The sequence below is a fragment of the Actinomadura harenae genome (genome assembly GCF_003696215.1).
Lineage (GTDB): Bacteria > Actinomycetota > Actinomycetes > Streptosporangiales > Streptosporangiaceae > Spirillospora > Spirillospora harenae.
This window is the reverse complement of sequence record NZ_RFFG01000170.1, coordinates 1-12,087: the sequence shown is the minus strand read 5'-3', so window position 1 is coordinate 12,087 and position 12,087 is coordinate 1. Positions and strand designations below refer to the sequence as shown.

General features: G+C 74.1%; 10 protein-coding genes. 6 read left to right on the top strand and 4 right to left on the bottom strand.

The window, feature by feature from the left end; translation table 11 throughout:
- The 4 genes from EBO15_RS40945 to EBO15_RS40930 form a co-directional block, all read right to left on the bottom strand.
- The coding region (locus EBO15_RS40945) for a hypothetical protein (RefSeq protein ID WP_233616819.1) at nucleotides 1-237 on the bottom strand (237 nt) is incomplete at its 3' end.
- Complete coding sequence (locus EBO15_RS40940; protein ID WP_122199835.1) at nucleotides 234-1,631, bottom strand: aminotransferase class V-fold PLP-dependent enzyme; 1,398 nt, start codon at nucleotides 1,629-1,631, stop codon at nucleotides 234-236. The genes EBO15_RS40940 and EBO15_RS40945, both read right to left, overlap by 4 nt.
- Nucleotides 1,632-1,692: 61 nt before the next feature.
- Nucleotides 1,693-3,135, bottom strand: coding sequence for a metallopeptidase TldD-related protein (locus EBO15_RS40935; RefSeq protein ID WP_122199834.1), 1,443 nt, complete (start codon nucleotides 3,133-3,135; stop codon nucleotides 1,693-1,695).
- Nucleotides 3,132-4,634 (bottom strand): TldD/PmbA family protein, encoded by a 1,503-nt coding sequence (locus EBO15_RS40930; protein ID WP_122199833.1) that lies wholly within the window; start codon nucleotides 4,632-4,634, stop codon nucleotides 3,132-3,134. The genes EBO15_RS40935 and EBO15_RS40930 overlap by 4 nt, the downstream gene beginning before the upstream one ends.
- 244 nt (nucleotides 4,635-4,878) lie before the next feature.
- Between EBO15_RS40930 and EBO15_RS40925 the strand changes: the two genes are divergently transcribed.
- The 6 genes from EBO15_RS40925 to EBO15_RS40900 all read left to right on the top strand — a co-directional run.
- Nucleotides 4,879-5,532, top strand: a complete 654-nt coding sequence (locus EBO15_RS40925; RefSeq protein WP_122199832.1) for a winged helix-turn-helix transcriptional regulator — start codon at nucleotides 4,879-4,881, stop codon at nucleotides 5,530-5,532.
- A 310-nt stretch (nucleotides 5,533-5,842) separates the two neighbouring features.
- Nucleotides 5,843-6,550 carry a LolA-like protein gene (locus EBO15_RS40920; RefSeq protein WP_122199831.1) on the top strand — a complete coding sequence of 236 codons (708 nt, stop codon included), beginning with the start codon at nucleotides 5,843-5,845 and terminating at the stop codon, nucleotides 6,548-6,550.
- Nucleotides 6,551-6,563: 13 nt separating this feature from the next.
- The gene (locus EBO15_RS40915) at nucleotides 6,564-7,904 is read left to right on the top strand and encodes an ABC1 kinase family protein (RefSeq protein WP_122199830.1); all 1,341 of its coding nucleotides are present in this window, start codon (nucleotides 6,564-6,566) and stop codon (nucleotides 7,902-7,904) included.
- A gap of 300 nt (nucleotides 7,905-8,204) precedes the next feature.
- The gene (locus tag EBO15_RS40910) at nucleotides 8,205-9,134 is read left to right on the top strand and encodes a DUF1702 family protein (protein WP_158628495.1); all 930 of its coding nucleotides are present in this window, start codon (nucleotides 8,205-8,207) and stop codon (nucleotides 9,132-9,134) included.
- Nucleotides 9,131-11,107, top strand: coding sequence for an FG-GAP repeat domain-containing protein (locus EBO15_RS40905; protein WP_122199836.1), 1,977 nt, complete (start codon nucleotides 9,131-9,133; stop codon nucleotides 11,105-11,107). Before EBO15_RS40910 ends, EBO15_RS40905 begins: the two co-directional genes overlap by 4 nt.
- A partial coding sequence (locus EBO15_RS40900; RefSeq protein WP_122199828.1) for an enediyne biosynthesis protein UnbU occupies nucleotides 11,104-12,087 on the top strand: 984 nt, incomplete at its 3' end. The genes EBO15_RS40905 and EBO15_RS40900, both read left to right, overlap by 4 nt.

Sequence of the window (12,087 nt, the reverse complement as noted above, 5' to 3'; positions counted from 1 at the left end):
GGGCAGCCCCGAGTCCGGCAGCGCGCGCAGCAGCCGGGCGGCGTCCGCGGCGAGCTCGCCCGGCACCGGGGCGGGCTCGGACGCGACCCGCGCGGCCAGGCCGGGATCGCCGAACCAGCAGTCGACGAACCCGTCCACGAGCCGCCCGAGCCGCAGCCCGAGCTCCAGGTAGCCGTCCACAACCGGCGCCGTCCCTGGGACGCCCGCACCGGACGCCCCGGAGGGAGCGCCGGTCACCGGCGCTCCATCTCGTCGGTCAGCTTGATCATCGCGTCGACCGTGCGGTCGAGCTCGTCGCGGTCGTTGTACAGGTGCGGCGCCAGCCGGATCGCGTACCGTTCGGAGTCGGCGTCCCGGACGGGGAAGAACGTGAAGCGCAGGTTGATCCCGTGCTCGGTCTCCATCCGTTCCTCGAACTCCATGAACCGGCGCGGGTCGACGGCGTGCGCGGGGTCGCGGAACGGCTGGAACGCGACCATCCCCGAGTGCAGCCGCCGGTCGTGCAGCGGGCTGAAGAACGACTCCTCGCCCCAGTGCGCCGCGATCCGCTCCTTGAGGTGGTCGCACAGCCCGTGGACGTACCGCTGGATCTCGGCGCGGCCGATGTGCTCCCAGATCTCCGCCGCGGTCTGGAGGGCCGGGCCGCGCGACAGGTCCGCCGACCCGGTCTTCTGGAGGAACGTGCCGATGTCGTAGGTCGGCTCGCGTCCGGTGGCGCGGGGCGGCAGCTCGCCCTCGATCGGGTACCAGAGCGAGATCACCGGCCAGAAGCCGGGCAGCGGCAGCGGGTTGTACTCGGGCAGCACCTTGTTGCGCGCGTACAGGATCCCGGTGCCCATCGGCCCGCACTGGTACTTGGCGCCGGACCCGCTGACGAAGTCGACGCCCAGCTCGCGCAGGCTCATGTCGAACTGGCCGGGCAGGTGCGCGCCGTCCACGACCGTGGTGATCCCGTGCTCGTGCGCGAGCTCGGCGAGCATCCGCGTCGGCATCGTCGTGCCGACGGTGAAGGTGACCGCCGCCCACTCCAGAACCTTGGTGCGCGGGGTGATCGCGGCGGCGAACATCTCCACGATCTCCTCGGCGGACTGGTCCGGGCCGAGCCTCGGCGTGAGCTTGGTGACCTTGATGCCGCGCCGGTTGCGCAGCAGGTTCAGCGGCGCCTGCATCGTGTAGCACTCGTGCGTGGTCGTGACGACCTCGTCGCCCTCGGCCAGGTCGAGGCCGTTGAGGATGCGCGCGTTGCCGTCGGTCGCGCCCTGCACGATCGCGATCTCGTCCGGGTCGCAGCCGTAGCAGCGGGCCAGCGTCGCGCGCGGCTCGGTGAGCGTGGTCGGAGGGTAGGGGTCGCGCGGGTAGCGGGCGTACTCGGTGTCGGCGGCGCGCAGCATGTCCAGCACGGGGTGCGGGGTGGAGCCGAGCGTCCCGACGTTCAGGTGGACGAGGTCGGGGGTGAGCGGGAACAGTCTCCGCAGTGCCGCGTGGACGGCGGGGTCGTCCAGCGGCCCGGACGGAACCCGGTCCGCCCATTCCCGGGGGCCGCCCGGCGCCGGCGCGGACGCCCCGGTCTCGCCCTCGGTGCGCCGGCGCGCCATCGCCACGATCGCCGACTCGGTTCCCTTGTCCTCCACGAGACGCCTCCCTCGGGACACGGTCACGACTGATTCCGCACTCTACAATTTCACTTTAAAATTATCTAGTGGCACGGACGGCGACGTCCGTGACCCGGAGCGGCGGGACGGACGTGCGGGAGAGCCCGTCGTCCCACTCCCGGGCCAGCGCGGGCGCGCTCCGCCCGATCTCGGTGACCCGTCCCAGCATCTGGACGATCCGCTCGCTGAATCTGAAGTCGTCGACGGCCCCGACGACCTCGCCGCGCTCGATCAGGTAGACGCCGTCGCGGGTGGAGCCGGTCAGCGCGAGCGTCCGCGGATCGGTCGGGCGCAGGTACCAGAGGCTGTTCACCAGCAGGCCGCGCCGCGTGTCCGCCACCATCGCGTCGAGACCCGGGCCGTTCTCCGGACCGTCCAGGACGAGGTTGCCGATCCGGGGCGTCGGCGGCAGCCCGCGCGCCGTCGCCGAGTGCCGCGTCCCGGCGAGCGCGGTGAGCACCCCGTCGTCCAGCCACCGGGTCGGACGCAGCGGAAGCCCGTTGTCGAACACCGACATGTCGCCGCCGGGCGCGCGGACCAGCGCGAACGGCGCGCACTCCAGCCCCGGGAACGCCGGGTCGCCGCGCAGCGTGAGGCCGGGCGCGGTGACGCGCTCACCGAACCTCGGCGTGCCGTCCGGGGCGGCGAAGGGCGAGGCGCCCTCGGCGGCGTCGCGCGCGTCCATCGCCTGGTAGACGTGCAGGAGCAGGTCGGCCACGCAGGACGGCGAGAGCAGCACCTCGATCTCGCCCTCCGGGAGGTCGACGCGCCGCTCCGCCCACCGGAGCCGCCGGGCGAGGTCCTCGCGCAGGCCCGCTAGGGCCGCCCCCGCGTCGTACGGCCCGGTGCTCGGCAACGGCACCCCGCTCCACGCGGAGGCCAGCTCGTCCTTGGCGTCCCGTGTGGTGAGGTCGATCAGCCCCTCACGCTGCCGATGCCGCAGCCTGACCCCTGTCGACGTCGCCAGATACGTGGTCCGGACGACCTGCTCGGCATAGCCGAAGAGCAGGTGCCCGTCCTCGCGCGCCCGCGCGAAGGCGGACCTCAGGCCGCCGCCGAACTCGGTGAGCCACTCCGCGCCGTCCTGCGCGCGAGGGGTCTCCGGCGCCTGGGACCCGGCCTCGGCCGGAGTGAGCAGCGGCATCGTGTCGGGGGACGCCGGGGACTCGAGGGCCGCGCGCTCGGCGTCCGCGACGAGCCGCGCGACGTCCCCGGCCGGATCCCCGTGGCGGGTCATGGCGGCGGTGGCCGTGCCCCGGCGCCCCGCGGCGAACGCGACGACCGTCACCCGGTGGTCGCGGACGAGACCCGCCGTGGTCACCGCGTTCGCCGCCCAGCGCGACTGCGCGGCGTCCTCCTCGTCCACGATCACGACGCAGCCGTCGGCGCGGCTCGCCTTCAGCGCCCGCTCCGCGACGTCCCAGGAGGTCCCTTCGCCGGTGTCCCGGGCGGTGTTCTCGTCGGTGTTCTCGGCGGTGGTCATGCTCCGGCCTCCTGCGCGGCGTTGACGACCTCGACCCCGGCGAACACGGCGGGCGGCGCGCCGTGGCTGGCCGCCGACGCCTGGACGGGCTGCCCCTTGCCGCACAGGTCGGCCCCGTACACGTGGAAGTCCGCCGGGCCGCCCAGCGCCCGCAGCGACCGCCAGAACTCGGTGGTCTCGCCCTGGTAGGCGGCGTCCCGGACCTGCCCGGCGAGCCGCCCGTTCCGGATCAGGTGGCAGCGCTGCGCGGTGAACCGGAAGTTCCGCCGCCGCCCGTCGATCGTCCAGCCGTCCGAGCCGACCACCAGCAGTCCATGGGACACGCCCGCGATGAGCTCGGCCGCCGTCGGCCCGTTCGGCGCGGGACGCAGCGACACGTTCGGCATCCGCGCCAGCGGCGCCCGCAGCCCCGACTCGGCGTACGCGCAGCCGGTCGAGCGGTCCGCGCCGACGGCGCGCGCGGTCGCCCGGTCGGTCTGGAAGCCGGTCAGGACGCCCTCGGTGACCAGGTCCCACGACGTGGCCGCGACGCCCTCGTGGTCGAACCCGGTCGTCGCGAGCGCGTGCGGGGTGGTGCGGTCGGCGGTCACGTTCATCAGCTCCGAGCCGTACCGCAGCCGCCCGAGCGACGCGGGTGAGGCGAACGTCGTCCCCGCGTAGCCCGCCTCGTGGCCGAGCGCCCGGTCGAGCTCGGTCGCGTGGCCGACCGTCTCGTGGAGCGTCAGCCACAGGTTGGACGGGTCGACCACCAGGTCGTACCGTCCCGGCTCGACCGGCGGCGCGGACAGCTTCGCGGTCAGGTGGACGGGCATCAGGGCGACCTCGCCCGCCCAGTCCCAGCCCTCGCCCTCCAGGTACTCCAGGCCGCGCGCGGTCGGCGGGCCGAGCGTGCGCAGGGTCGCGACCGCGCCGGTCCGCTCGTCCACCCCGACGGCCAGGAGCTGCGGATGGACGCGCAGCCGGCGCTGGAGCGTCACCGTCCCCGCGAGGTCGGCGTAGAACGTGGTCTCGTCCGCGACCTTGAGCTTGGCGTGGACGTGCACGACGTGCGAGGCGGCCAGCAGGTCCCGGCTCCAGGCGGCAAGCCGCTCCGTCCAGTCGCCGCGCGGGACGGCGAACGGATCGACGCGGTGCCCGGACGTCCACTCCGCGTCCGGGTGCACGGGCTCATCGACGGGATCGACGCGTTCGCCGCCGGCCGCGCGGCAGGCCCGCGCCACCGCGACGGCGCGCTCGGCCGCCAGCACCGCGTTCTCCCGGGACGGCCCCGCGACGCCCGCGAACCCCCGGAACCCCTCCCACACGACCGACACCCCCACGGCCGTGCCCACCTCGTCGGACACGCCCGCCGGACGCCCGTCCCTCAGCAGCGCCAGCCCGGAACGGCGGCGCTCGACCCGCACCGACGCGTGCCGCGCGCCGAGCGCCGCCGCCCGGTCGAGGGCGGCCGCCGCGGCCGCCGGGGGAGGGACGTCGGTGAACACCGGGTCCAGGGTCATGGCCACCTCCGGTACGCACGCCGGGTCACTATATTTACATAAAGCTCATGCGAACTCCGAGGTTGACGATCCTGACCCCCGGGAGTTATCCAGGGAGGCGACGCGAAACCTCCATCCCCGCCTTCCCATCGGCGCAGAGGCCCCCTCGGTCCGGCCCGGCCGGAGCCGCCGGGCCGGGAGGACGCGCCTGCGTCCGCGCTTCCATTCGGGATATAGTTGTGAAGTGGAACGCGGAGGTTCGGTCATGAAGCAGCAACGGCGCAACTACGGTCAGTACTGCGGGCTCGCCGGCGCCCTCGACGTGGTCGGCGAGCGCTGGACGCTGCTGATCGTCCGCGAGCTGCTCACCGGGCCGTGCCGCTACAACGAGCTCCAGGCGAACCTGCCCGGCATCGGCACCAACCTGCTCGCCGAGCGGCTGCGCTTCCTGGTCGACACCGGGCTCGTCCGGCAGCGCGCCAAGCCCGGCTCCAAGGTCAAGATGTACGAGCTCACCGCGCAGGGCGAGGCGCTGCGCGAGCCGGTGCTCGCGCTGGCCCGCTGGGGCCTCGGCCTCCTCGGCGCCCCGGACGCCGAGGACGTCGTGCGTCCCCGCTGGGGCGCGCTCGCGGTCGAGGCGATGATCGACTCGTCCGCCGCCGGCCAGGACGAGCGCTACGAGTTCCGCATCGACGACGAGGTCTTCCACGTCGAGGTCGCCGACGGCGAGGTGAGCGTCCGGCACGGCAAGTCCGCGCTCGACCCCGCGCTGGTCGTCACGACCGACGCGCGCACCTTCGTCGAGATCGGCTCCGGGCGGCTGACCCCGCTGGAGGCCACCCTCACCCACCGCCTCGTGATGGACGGCGACGCCGACGCCACCCTGCGCTGCTCCCGCCTGCTCGGCCTCGTCGGCTGACCCTGGTCCGCCCGCTCCACCCGGCCCTGTCCCGGCCCGCGCGTCCCATCGGACTCGCCTGGCGGGCAGGGCCTTCTGTCTTGACTACATCTAACTCAAGTGATCCCCTGGACGGGCACGAACGATATCCCCTTGTGCGCCGTTCGGGCGGATCCCGGCCACCTGACCGGGAGGTCCCGGCCCGCGGCGACCTCGGTGCCCTCCTCGGGCCCCACACCGAGCACGGATGAGGTGCGCGATGCCGGAAGTTGCGGGTGCGGCCGGGCTGTCCCGGAGGCCGGCGAGCGGAGCCTCAGGGGGGCCCGCGCCGGTGCCGGAGCGGCCGTTCCTCACGGCCGGTCCGCTCACCGCGTTCGCGTTCGGTGTCGAGTCCGCCCTGGGCCGCCGTCCGCTGCGCTACCTGGTGGCGCGCAGGTTCACCGGGGACACCGCGCTGACCTGCCTGTACGTCCTGGAGCCGGAGCAGCTGGCCGGGACGTACCTGACCATCAGCGAGGACCGGGCCGGCGGCGACTGCCAGGTGTGGACGTACGTGCCGACCATGCGCCGCGCGGTGCGGATCGTCGAGCGGCACGTCTTCGGCTGCCTGCCGCTCACCCAGGTCGGCTACCTCGACCTGATGGCGTGGCGGCATCCCGCGCTCGGCGACGTCCCGGAGGACCGGGAGGCCGACGTGTCGTGGAGCGGCTGGCCCGGCGCGGAGGCGCGCTGCTACCTCGGCCCGGCCTCGATGCCGGGGCTGACGGTGACCGAGGCGGTCGACCCGGTCAGCGGGACGGTCGTCGCCCGCTCGGTCGACCGGCGCGGCGTGCCCGAGCGGCGCTGGCAGGTGCTGGAGCCGGGGCCGCCCGAGCTGCCCGCGCGCATCGGGGTCCGCCGCCCGGACGCCGGGGCCGCCACGGAGTTCCGCCGCCTGGGGGATCCGGTGGAGATCCCCGAGGGGGTGTTCGACGAGGAGCCGCGCGCGCTGTGGGACGCGGTCGGCGGCCGCATCCCCGCCCTGGCCCCGGCCCGCTGACGGGCGCCGGGCCATGGGTTCCCGGGACGGGACGTCCGGTAGCGCGCGCGAACGGTTCCCGGTGCGGCGGTGCGTGCGGGTCGTCCTGGTCTGCGTTCCGGCCGTGCCGAGGATCGCGCTCGCGGCGCTGGTACCGGGCGGGAGGCCGCGCGCGGCGCGGGTCGCCGACGAGGTCGCGGGACTGCTGGAGCGGCTCGGCGGCGCGTTCGTGAAGGTCGGGCAGCTGCTCGCCACCCGGGTCGACCTGGTCGGGGAGCCCTTCGCGACCGCCCTCGGAAGGCTGCACGACGACGTCCGGATCGACGCCGCGCCGCCGCTCCCCGAACGCTTCCGCGACTGGACGGCCCGTCCGGTCGCGGGCGGTTCGGTCGCCGTGGTGTACCGGGCCTGGCCGCCTGAGGACGGTCCGGGTGGTCCGCCTGAGGACGGTCCGGGGAGCCCGCCTGAGAGCGGCCCGCCCGGGGACGGTGTGGGCGTGTCCCGGTCCGAGCCGGTCGCGTTGAAGGTGAAGCGTCCGGGTGTGGCGGCGGAGATCGCCGGTGACCTGGCCCTGCTGCGCCGCGCGGCCCGGCCCGCGGCGCGGCTGCCGGGGCTGCGGCGCGTCCCGCTGGCGGAGATCCTGGACGAGCTCGGCGGCCTGCTGCTCGCGCAGCTCGACTTCCGGGCCGAGGCCGCGAACCTCGCGCGGCTCCGGGACGCCCTCGCCGGCGAACCGGACGTGCTCGTGCCCGCGCCGCTGCCGGAGTGGTGCGACGACGAGGTGATCGCGATGGAGTTCGTCCCCGGGCTGGACCGGCGGACGCCCGGCCGCCTGCCGCCGGAGGAGCGCAGGGCGAGGGCGACGACGCTGGTCCGCGCGGTCTTCCGGCTGCTGTTCGTCGACGGCCTCGTCCATGTCGACCTGCACCACGGCAACGTCTACTTCCTCCCGGACGGGAGGGTCGTGCTGCTGGACGCGGGCCTGGTGCGGCGGTTCGGCGCCGGGGCGCGGCGCGGCTTCGCCGAGTTCTTCGGCGGCATGGTCCGCGGGGACGGCGACGTCTGCGCGGACGCGCTGCTGGCCTCCGTGCGCGGCGCGGGCCGCGCGCGGGACGCCGCGGCGTTCCGGCGGGAGGTGGCGGAGCTCGTCGCCCGGAACGCGGGCGCGACCGCGGGGGAGTTCCGGCTGCCCGCGTTCTGCCTGCGGCTGTTCGATCTGCAGCGGCGGCACGGGCTGTACGCCGAGCCGGAGTTCGCGTTCCCGATGCTGTCGCTGCTGGCCGTCGAGGGCACGGTGCGTCGTGACCATCCCGCCATGGACTTCCAGCTGGAAGCGGCTCCCTACGCCTTGGAGGGGCTGCTCGTAAATCCGTGAGACGTCCCACCGGGATATGTGATAGGGACGCCCGGAATCGGGATTACGGGGACGGCCGGTGCCATTTTCCGACCGGTCGAATCGAATATCGCCCGATCTAATTCATGTAAAATCTGTAGGCAAGCTGGAGATATTTGTTGACCTGCGGCGACGTCTGCATTATGGCCGCATCTGGACAGCAAAACCTCCCCCTCCTTGACGCTTCACTTTAGATTTTGTTAGTCCTGTGGGTGTTCTGCCGAGGAGGTTGACTTGGTCACGTCCGTCCCTGCCCAGCGGACCCCATTCCTTTTCCGCCCATTGGCCCTTGACGTCCGATCTATCCAGCTCGACAAGAGTGGTCATGCGGCCGGTGATGCGGACGTCCGGGAACGGCTCGACGCGGTGGTCGGCGCCTTCGCCGCCGGGTACAACACCGGCCTCGCGACCGGCCGCGGCCCGCTCGGGCCGCTCGGACCGGCCGGCGTCCCCGCCGGGCTGGCCGGGTTCGCGCACGAGGGCGCGGCGATGAGCCGCACGCTCCTGGACGTCCTGACCGGCACCCGCGGCCGCCGCCTCGCGGGGCTGCTCGAGGGGCCGGGCCGCCGCCACTTCCACCTCGTGCACGTCGGCGCGGGCTGGGCGTACGCGCGGCTGCGGCTGCGGCCGTGGCTCGGCCTCCCGGGCGCGCGCGGCCTGCCGCGCTGGCTCGTGTGGGACGGGTGGGGCTTCCACCAGGCGTACTTCCGCCCCGGGCCGGTGCTGTACGAGCACAGGATCGAACGCGCCGCGCGCGGGCCGTCCTCGTCCGTCCGGGACCAGGGCGTCGGCCGCGCGCTGTGGTTCCACGCCTGCGCCGACCCGGACGTCATCGGACGCGTCGTCACCGGGTTCCCCACGCACCGCCGCGGGGACCTGTGGGCGGGGATCGGGCTGGCCGCCGCCTACACCGGCGCGCGGACCCCGGACGTCCTGGCCTCGCTGCTGCGGGCCGCGGAGGGCCACCGGGCCGACCTCGCGCAGGGCGCGGCGTTCGCCGCGAAGGCGCGCGTGCTGTCGGGCGAGGTCCCCGGGGGCTGCCGCGAGGCGGTCGAGACGCTGTGCTCGGCGTCCCCGGCCACCGCCGCGAAGTGGACGGACGTGGCGCACGACGAGGCCGCCGGCCACGGCGACACCCTCGCGGACTACCAGTACTGGCGGGCCCTGGTCCGCCGCGAGTGGCGGCGCGCGGACGGCGGGGCGGAGCGGTGAGCGGCATCCTGACCACCCGTTTCCTGCGCTCCCGCCTGGTGCAGGTGTGCTCGGTCCTGCTGCTGGTGGGGGGCTGGTTCGTCGCGAGCCTGCCCGGCACGTCGGACGCCGACGCGGTCCGGCTCGCGCGGAGTTTCGCGTTCCAGCGCGTCCCGCTGAACGGCGCCGGGACGCCCCGCCAGGTCCGGCAGGTCGCGCCCGCCTACCGGCACATCGACCAGTGGATCTCCTCGGTCGGCGCGGCCGTCGCGCTCGCCGACATCGAGGGCGCGGGGCGTCCGGCCGACGCGTGCGTCGTCGACCCGCGCGACGACTCGGTGACGCTCGGACCCGTCCCCGGCTCCGGCGGGCGGATGCCGACCATCCGGCTCAAGCCCGACCCGCTGCCGTACGACGCGACGATGGCGCCGATGGGCTGCACCCCCGGCGACTACAACGAGGACGGCCTGACCGACGTCCTCGTCTACTACTGGGGACGCTCGCCCATCCTGTTCATGCGGACGCCCGTGCCGCTCGGGAAACCCGGCGCGTTCGTCCCGCAGGAGCTCGTGACGCCGCGCCAGACGTGGAACACCAACGCCGTCTCCGTGGCGGACGTCGACGGCGACGGCCACCCCGACCTCATCATCGCCAACTACTTCCCGGACGGCGCGCGCGTCCTCGACCCGCACGCGCGGCAGAGCCAGCTGGTCATGCAACGGTCCATGTCGGCGGCCTACAACGGCGGACGCAAGCACATCCTGCTGTGGAAGGCCGGTCAGGGCGGCGCGCGGCCGTCCGCGACCTTCACCGAGCCGCCGAGCCCGCTGCCCGACCGGACGTCCAAGGGCTGGACGCTCGCGACCGGCGTCCAGGACATCGACGGCGACGGCCTCCCGGACCTCTACCTCGCCAACGACTTCGGCCCCGACCACCTGCTGCGCAACGAGTCCACCCCGGGCCACCCGAGGTTCCGGGAGGTCAAGGGCGTCCGGCACTTCACCACGCCGAAGTCGAAGGTCCTCGGCCAGGACTCCTTCAAGGGCATGGGCGTCGCGTTCGGCGACCTGAACGGCGACGGGATCCCGGACATCTTCGTCAGCAACATCACCGAGGAGTACGGCCTGCTGGAGAGCAACTTCGCCTGGCTGAGCCAGAACCGGAAGATGTTCCAGGGCGGGACCGTCCGCTACGACGACCACAGCGAGTCGCTCGGGCTGTCGCGCTCCGGCTGGGCCTGGGACGTCAAGATGGGCGACTTCGCCGGGGACGGCCGCACCGAGATCGTCCAGGCCACCGGGTTCGTCAAGGGCAGGGTGAACCGCTGGCCGCAGCTCCAGGAGCTGGCGATGACCAACGACGACCTGCTGAACCGTCCCGGCGCCTGGCCCGACTTCAAACCCGGGCGCGACGACGTCTCCGGCCACGACCACGACCCGTTCTACGCGCGGCTGCCCGGCGGCCGGTACGTGGACGTGTCGGGGCGCCTCGGCGTCGACGACAGCAGCGTCTCGCGCGGCATCGCGCTCGCCGACGTCCAGCACGACGGACGGCTGGACTACGCCGTCGCCAACCAGTGGCGGCAGTCGTTCTACTACCGGAACGTCCGTGCGAACCGGTCGCCCTACCTCGGGCTGCGGCTCGTCCGCCCGGCGGGCGGCTGCGCCGCCCCGGCGAACGCCCGCGCGTCGAACAACCGCGCGTCGAAGGCCCCGGCGAAGGGGCCGGTGACGCCCGCGATCGGCGCGTCCGCGCGGTTGCTCGGCGGCACCCGCGGCGTCCGGACGGGGCAGGTCTACCCGGCCAACGGCCATGCGGGCGTGTCCGCGCCCGAGCTGCTGTTCGGCCTGGACGCCGGCACCGCGAACGTCCCGGTGCGGCTCTCCTGGCGGGACGCCTGCGGCAGGCTCCACGACGGCGAGGCCCGGCTCGCGCCGGGCTGGCACACCGTACTGCTGACCTCTGACGGCTCGATCCGGGAGGCGGGATCGTGAGTTCCACGACCAGCTCCACCACGACCGGCGGCACCACCACCGCGGCGAAGGTCCCCCGGCCCGCCAAGGACCCGCGCGTCGTCGCGCTGCGCCGGTTCGCGCTCTCGATCTCGGTCTTCACCATCCTCGGGCACACCGTCCTCGGCTTCGAGCAGGCGTACGCGACGCCGGTCGTCGCGCTGGCCACGGCGTACGTGCTGGAGATCGGCCTGGAGACCCTGGACGCGTGGGCCACCCGCCGCCCGCGCAAGTACGCGGGCGGGCCGCGCGCGCTGGCCGAGTTCCTGCTTCCCGCGCACATCACCGCGCTCGCCTGCGCGATGCTGCTGTACGCCAACAGCAGGCTCGGCCCCGTCGTGTTCGCGGTGACCATCGGGATCACCTCGAAGTACCTGGTCAGGGTGCGGGTGAACGGACGGGTCCGGCACGTGCTGAACCCGTCGAACCTCGGCATCGCCACCGTGCTGCTGCTGTTCCCGTGGGTCGGGATCGCCCCGCCCTACCAGTTCACCGAGTGGATCGGCGGGCCGCTGGACTGGGTCGTCCCGGCGCTGATCCTGGCCTCGGGGACGATGCTGAACGCGATGCTCACCCGGAAGATGCCGCTGATCGCCGGATGGGTGGGCGGGTTCCTGCTCCAGGCCGTGCTGCGCGCGTTCCTGACCGACACCGCGATCCTCAGCGCGCTGCTTCCGGTGACCGGCGTGGCGTTCGTGCTGTTCACCAACTACATGATCACCGACCCGGGGACGACCCCGACCAGGCCGCGCAACCAGATGCTGTTCGGCCTGGCCACGGCTGTCGCGTACGGCGTCCTGGTCACCTTCCACGTGGTGTTCGGGCTGTTCTTCGCCCTGGTCGCCGTGTGCGTCCTGCGCGCCGCCGGACTCGCCTTCCTGTCGTTCCGCGCCCGGCGGCGGACGGACGCGGCGGCCCCCGTGGCCGCCCCGGCCGTCCCCGCTCAGCGGAGCGCCGGGGCC

Coding starts and splice junctions, on each gene's coding strand:
- EBO15_RS40925 (WP_122199832.1), top strand. CDS start 4,879: ATGAAGCAGCAACGGCGCAACTACGGTCAGTACTGCGGGCTCGCCGGC.
- EBO15_RS40930 (WP_122199833.1), bottom strand. CDS start 4,634: ATGACCCTGGACCCGGTGTTCACCGACGTCCCTCCCCCGGCGGCCGCG.
- EBO15_RS40935 (WP_122199834.1), bottom strand. CDS start 3,135: ATGACCACCGCCGAGAACACCGACGAGAACACCGCCCGGGACACCGGC.
- EBO15_RS40915 (WP_122199830.1), top strand. CDS start 6,564: ATGGGTTCCCGGGACGGGACGTCCGGTAGCGCGCGCGAACGGTTCCCG.